General features: G+C 59.1%; 14 protein-coding genes. 3 read left to right on the forward strand and 11 right to left on the reverse strand.

Annotated elements, in window-relative coordinates:
- Nucleotides 1–76 precede the first annotated feature (76 nt).
- The 5 genes from ACT67G_RS03220 to megL form a co-directional block, all read right to left on the reverse strand.
- Nucleotides 77–1,009: a thiamine pyrophosphate-dependent enzyme gene (locus ACT67G_RS03220; RefSeq protein ID WP_325248076.1), complete on the reverse strand. Its 933-nt coding sequence runs from the start codon at nucleotides 1,007–1,009 to the stop codon at nucleotides 77–79.
- Between the two features lie 15 nt (nucleotides 1,010–1,024).
- The gene (gene porA, locus ACT67G_RS03225) at nucleotides 1,025–2,203 is read right to left on the reverse strand and encodes a pyruvate ferredoxin oxidoreductase (protein WP_443662971.1); all 1,179 of its coding nucleotides are present in this window, start codon (nucleotides 2,201–2,203) and stop codon (nucleotides 1,025–1,027) included.
- 15 nt (nucleotides 2,204–2,218) lie between these two features.
- A complete protein-coding gene (locus ACT67G_RS03230) occupies nucleotides 2,219–2,527 on the reverse strand; it encodes a 4Fe-4S binding protein (RefSeq protein ID WP_326215989.1) in 309 nt (102 codons plus the stop codon).
- A complete protein-coding gene (locus ACT67G_RS03235) occupies nucleotides 2,524–3,102 on the reverse strand; it encodes a 2-oxoacid:acceptor oxidoreductase family protein (protein ID WP_325247674.1) in 579 nt (192 codons plus the stop codon). Before ACT67G_RS03235 ends, ACT67G_RS03230 begins: the two co-directional genes overlap by 4 nt.
- A gap of 185 nt (nucleotides 3,103–3,287) precedes the next feature.
- Nucleotides 3,288–4,481, reverse strand: a complete 1,194-nt coding sequence (gene megL / locus ACT67G_RS03240; protein WP_443662972.1) for a methionine gamma-lyase — start codon at nucleotides 4,479–4,481, stop codon at nucleotides 3,288–3,290.
- A gap of 360 nt (nucleotides 4,482–4,841) precedes the next feature.
- Here megL and ACT67G_RS03245 point away from each other — a divergent pair, with 360 nt between their 5' ends.
- Complete coding sequence (locus ACT67G_RS03245; RefSeq protein ID WP_325247676.1) at nucleotides 4,842–5,810, forward strand: LysR family transcriptional regulator; 969 nt, start codon at nucleotides 4,842–4,844, stop codon at nucleotides 5,808–5,810.
- A gap of 56 nt (nucleotides 5,811–5,866) precedes the next feature.
- Here ACT67G_RS03245 and ACT67G_RS03250 read toward each other — a convergent pair whose 3' ends face one another.
- The 4 genes from ACT67G_RS03250 to ACT67G_RS03265 form a co-directional block, all read right to left on the reverse strand.
- Nucleotides 5,867–7,315 carry a Na+/H+ antiporter NhaC family protein gene (locus ACT67G_RS03250; protein WP_325247677.1) on the reverse strand — a complete coding sequence of 483 codons (1,449 nt, stop codon included), beginning with the start codon at nucleotides 7,313–7,315 and terminating at the stop codon, nucleotides 5,867–5,869.
- 470 nt (nucleotides 7,316–7,785) lie between these two features.
- Nucleotides 7,786–9,459, reverse strand: a complete 1,674-nt coding sequence (locus tag ACT67G_RS03255; protein WP_443662973.1) for a carbohydrate-binding domain-containing protein — start codon at nucleotides 9,457–9,459, stop codon at nucleotides 7,786–7,788.
- Nucleotides 9,460–9,469: 10 nt separating this feature from the next.
- Nucleotides 9,470–10,165: a DUF4956 domain-containing protein gene (locus ACT67G_RS03260; RefSeq protein WP_326215992.1), complete on the reverse strand. Its 696-nt coding sequence runs from the start codon at nucleotides 10,163–10,165 to the stop codon at nucleotides 9,470–9,472.
- Nucleotides 10,158–10,874 (reverse strand): polyphosphate polymerase domain-containing protein, encoded by a 717-nt coding sequence (locus ACT67G_RS03265; RefSeq protein WP_443662974.1) that lies wholly within the window; start codon nucleotides 10,872–10,874, stop codon nucleotides 10,158–10,160. Before ACT67G_RS03265 ends, ACT67G_RS03260 begins: the two co-directional genes overlap by 8 nt.
- Nucleotides 10,875–11,068: 194 nt before the next feature.
- Between ACT67G_RS03265 and ACT67G_RS03270 the strand changes: the two genes are divergently transcribed.
- A complete protein-coding gene (locus ACT67G_RS03270; RefSeq protein ID WP_443662975.1) occupies nucleotides 11,069–11,743 on the forward strand; it encodes a response regulator transcription factor in 675 nt (224 codons plus the stop codon).
- Entirely contained in the window at nucleotides 11,740–13,050 is a 1,311-nt protein-coding gene (locus tag ACT67G_RS03275; RefSeq protein ID WP_443662976.1) for a sensor histidine kinase, read from the forward strand. Before ACT67G_RS03270 ends, ACT67G_RS03275 begins: the two co-directional genes overlap by 4 nt.
- A 361-nt stretch (nucleotides 13,051–13,411) precedes the next feature.
- On the opposite strand, the gene ACT67G_RS03280 is transcribed toward ACT67G_RS03275, so the two are convergent.
- Nucleotides 13,412–14,350 (reverse strand): 3-hydroxyacyl-CoA dehydrogenase family protein, encoded by a 939-nt coding sequence (locus ACT67G_RS03280; RefSeq protein WP_443662977.1) that lies wholly within the window; start codon nucleotides 14,348–14,350, stop codon nucleotides 13,412–13,414.
- Nucleotides 14,351–14,373: 23 nt separating this feature from the next.
- Nucleotides 14,374–15,156 (reverse strand): sugar phosphate isomerase/epimerase family protein, encoded by a 783-nt coding sequence (locus ACT67G_RS03285; protein ID WP_443662978.1) that lies wholly within the window; start codon nucleotides 15,154–15,156, stop codon nucleotides 14,374–14,376.
- Nucleotides 15,157–15,357 lie beyond the last annotated feature (201 nt).

The raw sequence follows: 15,357 nt of genomic DNA on the forward strand, positions 1-15,357 counted from the left end.
GCATCCGCCTGATTCCTTCTGCCTATATGGAAACGCATCCGGTGCCGTGGGGAGGATCAGCTCCTCCCCCGGGGGCTCACAGCTCGCAGAGCTTCAGGAGCTCCTCCCAGTTGCGGTCCACTTCCTTTTGGACTTCCTCGATCATCCACTCGTTGCCGGGCTTGAACATGTGGGCAAACCGACCCTGCATCTTCAGATATTCCTCCACCGGCAGCTTGTTCTTGGGCTTGTAGCTGAGGATGTACTTGCCGTCGACCACCTCATACAGCGGCCACACGCAGGTCTCCACAGCCGCCTTGGTGACCTCCATCAGCTTCTCGCTGGGATACCGCCAGCCCCGGGGGCAGGGCGCCATCACGTTCAGGAAAGCCGGGCCCGGGGTGTAGATGGCCTTGTGGGCTTTCTCCGTGATGTCCTTGAAGTTTCCGATGAAGGTGGTCTGGGCCACGTAGGGCACTCCGTGAGCCACCATGATCTTGGTGAGGTTCTTCTTCTGCTGCAGCTTTCCGGGGATCACGCTGCCCGCAGGCGTGGTGGTGGTATCGGCAAAATGAGGCGTGGAGGAGGAGCGCTGGATGCCGGTGTTCATGTAAGCCTCGTTGTCGTAGCAGACATACACCATGTCGTGGCCCCGCTCCATGGCACCGGATAGGCTCTGGAAACCGATATCATAGGTGCCGCCGTCACCGCCGAATGCAATGAATTTCCAGGTCTCGTCGATCTTGCCCCGCTTCTTCATGGCACGGTAGGCCGTCTCCACACCGGAGATGGTGGCGCCCGCGTTTTCGAAGGCGTTGTGGATGAAGCTGTCCTTCCAGGCCGTATAGGGATACATGAAGGTGGAGACCTCCAGGCAGCTGGTGGCGGAGCACACAACCGCGTGATCCTCAGGATTCAGGGCGCGCAGCACCGTCCGCACCGCGATGGGAGAGCCGCAGCCGGCACACATCCGGTGACCGCCGGAAAGGCGGTCCTCCTTCATGACATTCTCTTTCAGATTGTAGCTCATGACTTCTCCCCCTCCTTATTCCCGGACGTCCAGGTACCGGTAGGTCTCACCGGTCTCGCCGGTGGCGGCCACCTTCTCCAGCTCCGCGAAGACATGCTGGATGCTCTCCACCCGCACGTCACGGCCGCCCAGGCCGTAGATGTAATTGATGCCCTTGGGGGCGCTGATGCCGGCGGCGTACAGCGCCGCGCACACCTCCGCGTAAATGGGGCCGCAGTGGGCGTTGAAGCTGTCGTCCTTGTCCATGGCGGCAAAGGCCTTCACATTCTTGAGGGCCTCGGCGATCTCCTCCGCCGGGAAGGGGCGGAAGGCGCGGATCTTGATGAGGCCTACCTTCTTGCCCTGGGCACGCAGCTGCTTAATCGCTTCCTTGGCGGTGCCGGCGGAGGAGCCGATGATGATGATGGCCTCCTCGGCGTCGTCCATCTGATACTTTTCGATGAGGCCGTAGGGCCGTCCGGTCATCTCGCCGAACTCGGCACCCACTTTGCGGATGACGTCCTTGGCATCCATCATGGCCTGGGCCTGCTGGCGCTTGGCCTCCATGTAGTACACGGGGGTGGCGTAGGCGCCCACGGCCATGGGCTCGTCCTTGTTGAGGAGGTAATGCTGGGGATGGTACTCGCCCACGAACTTCTTGACCTTGTCGTCCTCCACCAGCTCGATGTTCTCGATGGCGTGGGAGGTGATGAAGCCGTCCTGGCAGACCATGATGGGCAGGCCCACCGCCTCGCCGATGCGCATGGCCTGGAGATAGTTGTCATAGGCCTCCTGATTGGTCTCGGCAAAGAGCATCAGCCAGCCGGTATCCCGCACGCCCATGGCGTCGGAGTGGTCGTTGTTGATGTTGATGGGGCCGGACAGAGCACGGCAGGAGACCGCCAGGGTGATGGGCAGTCGGTCGGAAGCGGCCACATACAGCATCTCCGTCATGTAGCACAGGCCGCAGGAGGAAGTGGCACTGATGGCCCGGCAGCCCGCAGCCTCGGCACCGATGCAGGTGGACATGGCGGAGTGCTCGCTCTCCACGGCAATGAACTCCGTGTCCACTTCCCCGTTATCCACGTAGGTGGAGAAATACTGGGGGATCTCCGTGGACGGCGTGATGGGGAACGCGCCCATGACATCGGGGTTGATCTGCTTCATGGCAAAGGCAACGGCTTCGTTGCCGGAAAGTCTTTCTCTGATTCCCATATGTCCTTCCCCTCCTTATTTCTCGTCCTTGACCATGGTGATGGCTCCGAAGGGGCAGGCGTTGGCGCAGATGCCGCAGCCCTTGCAGAAGAAGTAGTTGAAATCCTCCCGCTTGCCTTCGGCGCTGACAGGGATGGACATGTCCGGGCACACCGGTACGCACAGCAGGCACTGCTTGCACTTGTCCCAGTCCACCACAGGCTTCATGGTGCGCCAGTCGCCGGTCTCCACCACGGCGGAGGTCCCGCCTTCAAAAATGTTGCACCCCGGGGTGATGTCCTTCCAGGTCACGTCGGGGGTCATATCCTTTGCCAGATGGCTCATCCTACCTGCACCTCCTCCAGAGATCTCTTCAGCGCCCGCATGTTCCCCTCGATGACCTGAGGCTTGCTGGCGAACTTATGCTTGAAGGAGCCCTCCATATCCTTGACGAACTCCTCTTCGCCGATCACACCGGACACCTTCACGATGGCTGCCAGCATGGGAGTGTTGGGGAAGTTCTTGCCCAGCTCCTCCTCGCTGATCTTGCCGGCGTCGATGGTGCACACCTTGCCCTCATAGCCCTTGAGCAGAGGACGCAGCTCCGCGGGAGACTTGCCGGAGTTGATGACGATGGCGCCCTCTTTCTTCAGTCCCGCCGTCACATCCACGGCGGAGAGCAGCGTCTCGTCCACCACCACCACATAGTCGGGATAGTAGATGTTGGAGTGCACGGTGCTTCGCTCCGAGCTGATCCGGTTGTACGCCGTGATGGGCGCGCCCATCCGCTCCGGGCCGTACTCCGGGAAACCCTGGACATACTTGCCCGTGTTGAAAGCAGCGTCCGCCAGCAGCAGCGACGCCGTCTTGGCGCCCTGGCCGCCCCGGCCGTGCCACCGGATCTCTACGATATCGCTCATGCTTCTTCCTCCTTTTTTCTTCTCAGGCCCGCATGGAGATCTCCAGCCTGATCCTGATGGCAACCAGGCTCTCGGGCTCGTTTATTATAATACTACAAAAATATTCCAGATAAAAGGACTCAATTTGTGCAAAAAGCGCGCCGCATGTTGCTCATGGGATCAAGCGCCCGGCAGCCCTGTCAAAATCACACCAGGGTATTCAGAACCGCCTTGAAGTCGGCAATGATATCCTCGGGATCCTCCAGGCCCACGCTGATACGCACCAGGCCCTCAGAGATGCCCGCCACCTTCAGCTCCTCGGCGGAGTAGGTGGAGTGGGTCATAGTGGCAGGATGCTCCACCAACGTCTCGGCATCACCCAGGGAGACGGCAATGACGCACAGCTCCAGCTTGTTGAGGGCGGCGGCAGTGGCGGCCTTGTCGGCCTTGAGCTCAATGGAGATCATGCCGCCGGGCAGCTTCATCTGACGGGCCGCGATCTCGTGGCCGGGGAAGGTGTCTAGACCGGGATAGTAGACCTTGTCCACCGCCGGGTGGCCGGCGAAGAACTCCGCCACCTTCTTGGCATTGGCACAGTGGCGCTCCATGCGGATGTCCAGGGTCTTCATGCCCCGGGCCATCAGGAAGGCGTTGAAGGGGCTCATGACGGCGCCGGTCATATCCTTCAGGCCGAACATCCGGCAGGTGCCGATGAACTCCTTGCTGCCCACCACCACGCCGGCGATGACGTCACCGTGGCCGTTCAGGTACTTGGTGGCGCTGTGGACTACCACATCGGCCCCCAGCTCCAGCGGGCGCTGCAGATAGGGCGTGCAGAAGGTATTGTCCACCATGACCTTGATGGCAGGATTGTATGCGTGTGCCAGCTCCGAGACAGCGGCAATGTCCACGATCTTCAGCGTGGGATTGCAGGGGGTCTCCAGATACACCACCCGGGTCTTGTCGGTAAGGGCGGCCTTCAGGGCCTCCAGATTGGTCATGTCGATGAAGGTGACCTTGACGCCGAACTTGCAGATGCCGTGGTTGAGCAGCGCATAGGTGCAGCCATAGAGGGTATCGCTGGCCACGATCTCGTCGCCGGCTTCCACGCTGCTCCAGATGGCGGTGGAAATGGCGCCCATGCCGGAGGCGGTGGCCAGGGCGTCCTCGCCGCCCTCCAGCTCCGCCATCTTGGCCTCCACCACGCCTACGGTGGGGTTGCCCAGGCGGGAATAGATATATCCGGACTCCTGACCGGCGAAGCGGGCACCGCCCTGCTCCACAGTCTCAAACTCAAAGGTAGAGGTCTGATAAATGGGCGCGCACAGAGCACCGGCATCGTTGGAAGTCTTGCCCGCATGGATCTGACGGGTGGCAAAGCCCAGGTTCTTCTTGTTCATAAAAACGTACCGTCCTTTCTCGACCGTTTCACGTCAATGTTTTGTCTGATTTCCGCTGTTATTTCTTTTTCGTTGTTGAGCGTGTTTTGGCAATAAGAGGTCTGTTAGAAGAGAAGGAGAGCAAAGGGTGTTTCAAAGTCCGTTTTTTACTGGCATGATTTCACAGAAGTTTCGTTTTGAAGAATCACTTTTTTGGTTCTTTCAACTATACTGTAACATGGCTGCCCGAAAAGTGTTAGTACGGTATTTCCTGAATCTGTTCACGCTTTTTTTGATAACCATTTGACAAGATCCGACTGCGGCGTTATAGTGGAAACTGGAAGCGCGGATGAACGGACGAATCATGCAGGAGGGCTGTATATGACGTTCCAGCAGCTTACATACGTGGTGGAGATCTCCAAATGCGGCTCCATCAACAAGGCCGCCCACAAGCTCTTTTTATCTCAGTCCGGCATTTCCACCGCCGTTCGGGAGCTGGAGGAAGAGCTGGGCATCCGCTTTTTCACCCGCAGCAATCGGGGGGTGGAGTTCACACCGGAGGGCAAAGAATTCCTCAGCTATGCCGTCTCCCTGCTGGAGCAGAAGCAACGCATCGAAAGCCTGTACGGCGAATCCTCCAATACTGCCGCCCCCACCCGCTTTTCCGTCTCCACCCAGCGCTACCCCTTTACGGAAGACGCCTTTTTGCGGATGCTGCAGTGTACCCAGGACAACCGCTACTGCTTCTCCATCCGGGAGGCGAGCATGGACGCCGTGATCGACGATGTTTACGACCACCGGGCGGATATCGGCGTCATCTTCTTGACGGAGCTGACGGAAAAGATCATCCGGCGGCTGCTGGACGCCCGGGAGCTGGATTTCCACGAGATCGCCTCCGTATCCCCCTGCATCTACGTTCGCAAGGGCCACCCGCTGGCAAACCGGGACGGGGTCAGTGAGGAAGATCTGGCAGGGTATCCCTATGTCTCCTTTGAGCACAGCCAGGGCGTGGGAACCGACTTTTCCGAGGAGTACCAGATCCTGTCCATCAAAAAGCCTGCCCAGCAGATCAGCGTCAATAACCGGGCCACCATGATGAACGTCCTTGCCAATACGGATGCCTATACCACCGGCAGCGGCCTTCTGGTGGAGCGGCTCACCAGCCAGGCGGTGGTGACTATTCCCCTGTCCGGAAAAACCTGCATCCGCCTGGGCTGGATCCGTCCCCGCAGCAGCAAGCTCACTCCCCAGGCAGCCCAGTTTGTGGGGCTTCTGGATCAATCCATCGCAGAATCCATCGCCTTTACCGATCGCGTCCACCAATCCCTTTGCCATGGTCCCTCTCATTGAACCAGACGCTCAGGCGAAAACAACGCCGGCCCCTGTGGGCCGGCGTTGTTCCTTTGTTACAGCTCCGCTTCCAGATTGGCGGCCTCGGCCTCCAATTCAGCGGCTTCCCGCTCCATGGCGGCTTTCTTCTCAGCCACGCCGGACTCCGCCACATCATACTCCCAGTTCCAGGGATTGCGGCGGCAGACGCCGTCGGCAAAGGGGATGAAGATGGACAGGAGGCCAACCACGGCCAAGACCCAGCAGTACCACAGGTTGGGGATGATCTCGGTGGGGTTCATGGTAATGCCGTAGGCGGTGGTCAGCGTCGCCGCGGAGAGCAGCTGCGCACCATAGGGGATGGCTCCCTGGAGCACGCAGGAGAACACGTCCAGCAAGGACGCGGTGCGGCGGGGATCCACATGATACTCCCGGCTGATATCCTTGGCCATACTGCCGCTGAGGACGATGGCCACGGTGTTGTTGGCGGTGGCGCAGTCCGCCAGGGAAACCAGGGCGGCAATGCCCACCTGGGCGGACTTGTTGCCCTTCATCATGCCCCGCAGCTTGTAAATGAGCCAGGTGACGCCGCCGTTGTGGGTCACCATCTCAGACATACCGCCGCAGAAGAGGGTCAGGAAGAACACCTCGTTCATGCCGGTAAAGCCCGTCCAGATGTTCTGGGCAAAGCCGAAGATATCCAGTGCGCCGGTGGCCATGCCGATGATACCGGCGGCAAAGATGCCGATGGTCAGCACCAGGAACACATTCATGCCCAACAGGGCCAGGATCAAAACCAGCAGATACGGCACCACCTTGACGATGCTGTACTCCAAAGCGCCCATATCAGGCACCACTTCCGGGCGGCCCACCACCAGCAGGATGATAATGGTGATGATGGCGGCAGGCAGTGCGATGAAGAAGTTCACCCGGAACTTGTCCCGCATCTCGCAGCCCTGGGAACGGGTGGCAGCGATGGTGGTATCAGAGATCATGGAGAGGTTGTCGCCGAACATGGCGCCGCCCACGCAGGCACCCACCATCATGGGAATGCTCAAGCCGCCCTTGTCCGCCAAGCCCACGGCGATGGGAACGATGGCGCTGATGGTGCCCATGGAGGTACCGGTGGCGGTGCCCATGAACGCGGAAATGATGAACACGCCGGCAGCCAGGAAATGAACGGGGATCAGGGACAAGCCCAGATTCACCGTGGCGTCCCGTCCGCCCATGGCGGCGGCCACACCGGAGAAGGCACCAGCCAGAAGATAGATCATCAGCATGGTCAGGACGTCCTCGTTGGCGGCGCCCTTTGCGAAGATGCGGAAGCGGTCATTGATGGAGCCCTTGGTCATGCAGAAGGCCACCAGCACCGCAATAAACATGGCCGTCACCGAGGGGAACTGATAGAACGCCATATCCGTTCCCTGTGCCTGGAGGATCAGACCGGCGCCCAGATAAATCACCACAAATACCAAAAACGGGATCAGTGCGGAGCCTCTGCCTTTCTTATTCAAGGTATTGTCCATAATCTTTCTCCTCTACAATTCTGTTTTTCCCGTGTGCACACCCTCGTTTCGTCTGATTGCATAAATTTTTATGGTATCTTGCTCTCTCCTCTGTGCAAAATCATATCATATTTTGCGTGAAAGCCGTTAATACCGATTTCGAATAATGGATTCCCTGTTTTTATGATAACCAGCATCGCCCCCGGCTCCCGTTCCAAAAAGTAAATATGTGTAGATATCAGGTAAAAATCCCCATAAAACTTCCGCAGGAAACGATTACCTCTCACCTTTTCCCGGCAGATTTACCGATATGCCTGCCGCCCGCCTTCCCGGACCGACATCTCTTTCTCTATAGTCCGCATCTATACTAAGAATGATACACGCTTTCCGGGGCAGTCCCCGCATCTGTTGCAGCCGGGATATGCGGCCCGTCGGGGAAAGGCGTCAAAAGAACCCGTTCCCCAAAGAGAACGGGTTCTTTTTTCAGCTGCTTAGGAAAGGGCGGTTTCGGCTTCCCCGGGTATCCGGCCCTGTGGGCCGTCCTCCTGACGGGGCATTTCAGAAGGCCCATGGCCGTCACCCATCTGTCCGCCGCCCCGGCCGCCGGTCATGGCGCCGGGATTTTCCTCGGAACCGTCGTTGGTGGTCACATCGCCGCCGTTGTTGGTATAGGTACCGTCGGCATCCAACGCGGTATCCCCGTTTCCGTTGCAGGTGAGATCCAGGGTGCCGCCGTTGATGGTGAGGGCTCCGTTGGAGTCGATGCAGTCCCCCTGGGAGACAATGGTGAAGGTGCCGCTGTTGATGACGATCCAGCTGTCGGAAGAGGCAGAGAATTGATCCTGCTGGGGCCTCCCGCCGCCGAAGCCGGAGCTGTCCGCCCCTCCGGCGGCGTTGATACCGTCATCCTGAGAGGTGATCGTAAAGTCTCCGCCGTCAATGGTGACCGTCAGGCCCTCGATCCCCTCGTAGCAGTACGGGATGTCGAAGGTGCCATTCTGGATGGTGACAGCCCCATCGGAATGGAGCGCGTCATCTCCGCTGCGCAGCGTGAAGGTGCCTGCCGTGATCAGGATGTCTCCGTTGGCATGGATGGAGTCATCCGCCGTATCCGCCGTAAAGCTCCCCCCATTTACAGTAATGGAATCATCTGCCTTGAGGCCCTTTTCACTGACAGAATCTGTCTCTGCCTCCTCCGTCTGGGCAGGCTCCTCCGGAGTGGCGGGAGCCTGGCCGGGGGCTCCCCGCTGGCCGGGATCAAAGCTCTCGCCGGTGTCCATGGTCACGCTGGCACTTCCCTCCCCGGTGGTCAGGTCAAAGGTGCCTCCGTCCACCCGCAGCGCCCCGCTGGCGCTGACGGCGTCTCCCTGGGCCCGGATGGTATAGCTGCCGCCGGCAATGTACAAACAGCCCAAAGCGGCATCGTCGGCATTCTCAGCGTGGAGGCCGTCCTTGCCGGAGGTGATGGCAAAGCTGCCGTCCGAGATGGACAGGCTGTCCTTCCCTGTCAGACCGGTGCTTGCGGCCGTGATGGTATAGTTTCCCCCGGCCACCACCAGGTCGTCCTTGGACACCACGCCGTGTCCCGCCTGAGCCTGGATGGTGAGGCTGCCGGAGCCGTTGAGGGTCAGATCCGTCTTGGCAAAGATCACCGCGTCGATGTTGTTGTCATCGATGGCCTCATAGGTCCCGCCGTTGGTCAGGGTATTCTCCGTTCCCTCCGCCAGGGTCACAAATACCTTATCCGCCTCCAGGGCGTAGATGGCGGCGGAAGCGGCACTGGTGATATCCGCCCCGGCCAGCACCAGCTGGACCTTGTCCGTGTCCCCCGCGTTGACCACGATCTGTCCCTCCGTCAGGGTTCCGGAGAGGAGGAAGGTTCCCGCGTCGGTGATGGTCACCCGGCCGCCGTCAACAGTGACCGCGTCGGAGGAACAGGAAGCAGTCTCCCCGTTGAGTTCAATAGAGACTGCCGTGCTCTCGTCATAGGTGCCTGCCAAATCCCGGTCGCTGAACAACCCGTCCGGATCCACCACCGCGGTACCGGCAGTATCCGTTGATTCACCCGGGCTGGCCTCATCGTCGGCGGAGGCTCCGCACCCGCTCAAAAGCACCATCAGGCAAAGAGTCAGGGAAAGCACGGTTTTTCTCACGAAGATACGCATATACTCCTCCTTACAGGCTGACCGCCGTGGTATCCTGATGGCACAAAGAGAGCTCCAGGTTTCCATTGCGCAGCCGCAATTCGTCCAGGAAGCGTTTCTCCTGGGCGGGATCCTTCAGTGTCAGGTCATAGGTCAGCTTAAAAAGGCTCCCCATATTGGTGGTCTTCACCTGGGTCAGGGTATACCCGGTGGCATACTGCTCCAGAACCGGATCAAACACACCGGCATAGTCCAAATCCTCGGGGATCGTGATATGCAGGGTGCGCAGCCGGGGCATCCCCCGCCGCCCGCCCAGATCCAGGGCGGTGTACACCATGGTCACGCCTCCCAGGATCAGCGTAAAGAGCACCGCATAGCCCAGATACCCCATTCCCGTAATGAGGCCCGCCCCCATGGCCACGAAAATGGCCCCAATCTCCCGGGCGGAGCCGGGAGCGGATCGAAAGCGCACCAGGCTGAACGCTCCGGCCACCGCCACGCCGGTTCCCACGTTGCCGTTGACCATCATGATGACCACGCACACCACTGCCGGCAAAATGGCCAGCGTGACGGCGAAGCTCCTGGTAAATGCGGAGCGCCACAGGGTCATGGCGCACAGGATCAGACCTATGACCAGAGAGACACCCACGCACAAAAGGAATTCCCCCGGCGTGATGGTGGCGGTCAGCTCCGTGTCAAAGATCCCGCGAAACAGGCTCTCAGGCATACCGTCTCACCTCCTGCTGTTTTTCCAGCAGCATCTGCCGGTAGGCACTGCCGTATTTGGAAAAAGACGTCTGAAAAATCTTCTGCTCCGGCAGGGTCCGGGCCATCCAGAGGGGCATGGCACCGGCCACTTTCAGCTCCATAAGTACCTGATTGGGATCCAGCAGCGCACTGCCCCAGGGGTCGGAGTCCAGGGTCATCGCCTGACGGCGGTAGCGGATCTCCCGGTCAAAGGTCACCCGGAACTCCGCGTCCTCCCTTCCTCGGTAGGCATCCCGTTCATAGGAGAGGAACACCGCCGGGGCAAGATCCTGATAAAATCCCACAGCATAGGCAAGTTCTCCGCCAATCTGGGTGCCGGGCCAGGGTGCCTCACCCGCCAGGCACGCAAGAGCCTGCTCCTGAGGCAGGGCAAGGCGGCGCTTATACACCACGGAGCGGTATTTCTTCTTCAGTTCCACAAAGACCTCCTCCCCCATGGCGGCACGGCCATAGCTGCGCACCCGCAGCTTCTCCTTGTACACGGGCTTCTCCAGACTCCGGCGGATCAGCCGGAACCCGGGCGTATCCAAATAGAGATTTCGGATGGAGCTGTGGCTGTATTCATCCGCCACCATATACGGCGCCATGGCAGCGAGCACTGCTTCCTGCTGCCGCCGGGTCATAAGGTACTTATATTCATAGCGTTCAAACACCATTTTCCTGTTCAATGGCCGGTTCCCCCTTGTGTTCTGGAATGCAGGTGATTGTACGGGGTGAACCATAACTGAACTTAAAAGAGGGGCGTTTTTCCTGTTTATGGGAAAATTTTTCCCATACTCCGGCCAGGCTTTTAGCTGCATTTAAAGTTCCTGCGCTATCCTGAAGTTATAATATCCCCTGACGGCAAAGGAGACATGGGAAGATGCGCATTTTGCTTGCGGAGGATGAGCGCTCGCTGTCCCGGGCCATCATCGCCCTGCTGGAACGAAACAACTATTCCGCCGACGCGGTCTATGACGGCCAGGAGGTCCTGGCCTATCTGGAGGCGGGAAATTACGACGCGCTGATCCTGGACTGGATGATGCCCAAGCTGGATGGGCTCTGTGTTTTGCGGGCGCTGCGGCAGCGGGGAAACCGGATCCCCGTGCTGATGCTTACCGCCAAGTCCGAAGTGGACGACAAGGTTCTGGGCCTGGACAGCGGCGCCAACGACTACCTCACCAAGCCCTTTTCCACTCAGGAGCTCATGGCCCGGATCCGGGCCATGACCCGCAGCCAGACCGGCCAGTTCACAAGCCGCCTCACTTTCGGAAACATCACCCTGGATCAGGCCACCTTTGAACTCTCCTCCCCCTCCGGCAGCTTCCGCCTGGCCAACAAGGAGTTTCAGATGATGGAGCTGCTGATGCGCAACCCCCGGCAGCTGATCCCTACGGAGCGGTTCTTGGAGCGGATCTGGGGCTATGACAGCGACGTGGAGCTGAATGTGGTGTGGGTCTATATCTCCTACCTGCGCAAAAAGCTTGCCGCCCTGCGGGCAGACATCCAAATCAAAGTCACCCGGAACGCCGGCTATTCCCTGGAGGGCCGCCCATGATCAAAAAGCTGCGGGCCAAGCTGATCTTGGCTTCCATGTTCTCCCTGGCATTGGTTCTGCTCATTATCTTGGGCGGCGTCAACCTCATGAGCTATCAGAACGTGGTCTCCGACGCGGATTCCGTTTTGACGGTACTGGCCTCCAACAACGGCGCATTCCCCAGGCCTCAGGGAGGGCTCCGGGGCGAGGGCAGCGCAGCCCCCGGCGCTCCGGAAGGGGGCAAGCCCTTTCTGACCGGCCCCGGCATGTCTCCGGAAACCCCCTATGAGTCCCGGTATTTCTGGGTGCTGCTGGGAGAAAACGGCCAGGTGATTCAGACTCAGACGGATCAGATCGTAGCCGTGGACGAAGCGGACGCCGATGCCTACGCCGCAACGGTATGGGCTTCCGGGCGGACAAGCGGATTCCTGGAGGATTACCGCTATCTGGTCAGTCAGGAGGCAGACGGAACCCGGATCATCTTTCTGGACTGTCACCGAAGCCTGTCCTCCTTCCGAATCACGCTGATGGCCAGCGCCGCCTTGTCCCTGCTGGGTCTGGGCGCGGTGCTGGTTTTGCTGCTGCTTCTCTCCCGGCGTATCGTCCGGCCCATGGCGGAGAGCTATGAAAAGCAAAAGCGGTTCATCACCGACGCCGGTCATGAACTCAAGACCCCTCTGACCATTATCAGCGCGGACACCGATCTTGCGGAGATGGAGTGCGGAGAAAACCAGTGGCTGGCGGACATCCGCCGCCAGGCCCAGCGCCTGACAGGCCTGACCAACGATCTGGTCTACCTCTCCCGGCTGGAGGAAGCACAGCCCCGGATGCAGTGCATCGAATTTCCCATTTCCGACGTGGTGGAGGAAATGGCCCAGTCCTTTGCGGCTCCTGCCAGAAACCAGAATCAGGACTTTGCCCTCCGGATCCAGCCTATGCTGGCCTATACCGGAGATGAAAAGGCCATCCGGCAGCTGGTTTCCATTTTGATGGACAACGCCTTAAAATACACGCCCTCCGGCGGGTGGATCTCCCTGCAGCTGGAAAAGCAGGGCCGGGCCCTGGTGCTGACGGTCTCCAACTCCACAACCCAGGCTCTGAACCAGGAGAGCGTCGCCCACCTCTTTGACCGTTTTTACCGCGTAGACCCCTCCCGGAGCAGCCATACCGGAGGCTACGGCCTGGGGCTGTCCATTGCTAAGGGGATCGCAAGTGCCCACAAAGGCCGGATCCGAGCAGACAGCCCCGACGGATCGTCTCTTGTGATACAGGTCACACTTCCTCTCAATGCAGACCGCCGGGCCTCCAAACGGGAACGGATCGGTTAAAGCCCAATATCCCAGTAAAAACAAGTTCAGAAGGTGGAAAGGGAAAATCCTTTTCATCTGCCGGGCACGCTGCCCGCTTCGCAGGACCGGTGGGTGAAGTTCTCCGCAGCTCCCATATGCACCTTCACTGCCGGAAGACTGCCTGCATAACCGTCTGTGCAGGGGCATTTGGCAAAACATGACTGGGAACCGGCCGAAGGATTCCCAGTCATGCAGAAGAAACAGATCGCCTGCTGTCGGATACACGTCTCCATGAATTCGTACGCAACAATATGGATCAGACCATGAGAGATTCTATGTCCCGGGATATTCCCCAGCCCGGACAGCTCTCCTTTCACGGGATCACGTCCATACCGCCAGCTTATTTTTTGAAATATAAAACCTTGGCCAGCTCAATGTACAGCCGGTCACGCTCCCGGATGGCCGCATCCGCCTTATCGCCGCTGTAATCATAGAATCCCTGACCGCTCTTGACGCCCAGTTTTCCAGCTTCCACCATCTCATGGAGCCGCTTGTTCCCTACCTTGGAATCATCCAGCTCCGCATTCAGATAGCTGTTGATATGGTCGAACGTATCCAATCCGCCGAAGTCTGCCACACCGAAAGGACCCAGAGCCGCATAGCGAAGCCCCATGCCGGCCTTGAGTACCGTGTCCACGTCCTCAAAGGTGGCAGCACCGATATCCACAATGTGCAGTGCCTCCCGCAGCAGGGCAAACTGGATGCGGTTGATGATAAAGCCGTTGATATCCGCCACCACCACCGGCTGCTTGCCCAGGCTCTCTACCAGAGAGCGCATCTTCTGTACGTTCTCAGGGCTGGTCTTCTCTCCGGCAATGATCTCGCACAGCGGCAGCAGATGAGGCGGGTTCAGCCAGTGCTGACCCATGAACCGCTCCGGGTACTTACAGGCTTTGGCAATGTCGGTGATGTGAAGTCCGGAAGTATTGGTAGCCAGCAGGGCATCCTCCGGTACGATCTGGGAGATCTCCCCCCAGAATGCCTGTTTGGCATCCAGATCCTCTACAATGTTCTCCACCACCAGCGCCGCATCCGCAAAATCCGCTTTCTCCGTGGTCATTTTGATTCGGGCCAGCAAGTCTTCGGATTCCTGGGTGGTCAGGATCTCCTCCTTGACAAATGTCTCCTGGTTCAGTCTGATCAGATTTTTGGCCCGCTCCAGCCCGGAGGCACTGCGGTTATAGAGCACCGTATCCCATCCGGCCCGGGCATACACCTGCGCCAAAGAAGCGCCCATGGTTCCTGCCCCTGCCACAACCACCTTGTTCTGCTTTTTCATCCCCTTCATGCTCCTTTCTAATGTCATTGACCCACGGCCTGACGGAAAACCGCCAGCGACTGGGCCGCATCCACAGGGAAATTCCGCGTTTCTGCCTCCACGCTGGCGCTTCCGTCATATCCAAGGGCGCGGAGTTTTGTCAGAATCCTTGTCAGGTCCTCCAGATCCGCCGGGCCGGGATATTCCCGGGCATACGCCGGAGCGCAATGACTGAAATGCGTATGGCGCACGTACGGAATATACGGTTCAATCGCCAAACGGTCCTCCCCCATGACCTCCATATGGTAAAAGTCCAGCACCATAAAGAGATTCGGAGCAGCGACCTTTTCAATCAGCCGGAGGGCATCCTCCGTCCGATTGGCATAATCACACATATGGCTGTGTACGGCCTCAAACAGCACCCGGATGTTTCGTTTTGCCGCTTCCTCCGCTGTAATCTCCAAAAAGCGGCAGCACTGTTCCTCCGCCAGCTCTTCCGGATACCCAGCAGGCAGCCGGCGGGCTGTGGGTGCGCCGATTCCCACATTTTGAATCTGGAGCTGCGCCCCCCGGTCCAAAAGGCGCTGTGCATAGTCCCGAACCGCTTCCGGGTCAAATCCCTCGCCCACGATAGCGGGCTGCTGGTGGCAATAGTCGTTGAAGCCGATGCACGGCACGCCTGTCCGGTGAATCTCTTGGACCAGCTCCTGCCATTGTGCCTGCTCCATATAGCGCACTTCGTGTCCGGACAGCTCAATAAAGTCATAACCACATGCCGCAAGGGCCCGGTAGTTCTCTGCTTTCGTACAACAGCCGAATTTCATCATTTGCTCCTCTTCCTTTCTCCCGGACTGTCCGCAAATTCCCCTCCACCGGTTCTTTGCATCGGAACTCTTAAATAGGGTTCCCGCTAGATTCCGCGTAATCTCCACTCTGCAGGCAGCCTGATGGTCCCTCCCCCGCTCTTCCGACAGGTCAAATCTATCATACCAAAATTACCTGCATGTTCCAATCAGTCCGACAGGTTG

It is taken from the genome of Dysosmobacter sp. (assembly GCF_052306735.1).
In the GTDB taxonomy this organism is placed as follows: Bacteria; Bacillota; Clostridia; order Oscillospirales; family Oscillospiraceae; genus Oscillibacter.

What these genes read in the sequence shown, in the direction of transcription:
- ACT67G_RS03275 (WP_443662976.1), top strand. Translation starts at nt 11,740, where the DNA reads ATGATCAAAAAGCTGCGGGCCAAGCTGATCTTGGCTTCCATGTTCTCC.
- ACT67G_RS03285 (WP_443662978.1), bottom strand. Translation starts at nt 15,156, where the DNA reads ATGATGAAATTCGGCTGTTGTACGAAAGCAGAGAACTACCGGGCCCTT.
- porA (WP_443662971.1), bottom strand. Translation starts at nt 2,203, where the DNA reads ATGGGAATCAGAGAAAGACTTTCCGGCAACGAAGCCGTTGCCTTTGCC.
- ACT67G_RS03270 (WP_443662975.1), top strand. Translation starts at nt 11,069, where the DNA reads ATGCGCATTTTGCTTGCGGAGGATGAGCGCTCGCTGTCCCGGGCCATC.
- ACT67G_RS03220 (WP_325248076.1), bottom strand. Translation starts at nt 1,009, where the DNA reads ATGAGCTACAATCTGAAAGAGAATGTCATGAAGGAGGACCGCCTTTCC.
- ACT67G_RS03235 (WP_325247674.1), bottom strand. Translation starts at nt 3,102, where the DNA reads ATGAGCGATATCGTAGAGATCCGGTGGCACGGCCGGGGCGGCCAGGGC.
- ACT67G_RS03260 (WP_326215992.1), bottom strand. Translation starts at nt 10,165, where the DNA reads ATGCCTGAGAGCCTGTTTCGCGGGATCTTTGACACGGAGCTGACCGCC.
- ACT67G_RS03250 (WP_325247677.1), bottom strand. Translation starts at nt 7,315, where the DNA reads ATGGACAATACCTTGAATAAGAAAGGCAGAGGCTCCGCACTGATCCCG.
- ACT67G_RS03255 (WP_443662973.1), bottom strand. Translation starts at nt 9,459, where the DNA reads ATGCGTATCTTCGTGAGAAAAACCGTGCTTTCCCTGACTCTTTGCCTG.
- ACT67G_RS03280 (WP_443662977.1), bottom strand. Translation starts at nt 14,350, where the DNA reads ATGAAAAAGCAGAACAAGGTGGTTGTGGCAGGGGCAGGAACCATGGGC.
- megL (WP_443662972.1), bottom strand. Translation starts at nt 4,481, where the DNA reads ATGAACAAGAAGAACCTGGGCTTTGCCACCCGTCAGATCCATGCGGGC.
- ACT67G_RS03245 (WP_325247676.1), top strand. Translation starts at nt 4,842, where the DNA reads ATGACGTTCCAGCAGCTTACATACGTGGTGGAGATCTCCAAATGCGGC.
- ACT67G_RS03230 (WP_326215989.1), bottom strand. Translation starts at nt 2,527, where the DNA reads ATGAGCCATCTGGCAAAGGATATGACCCCCGACGTGACCTGGAAGGAC.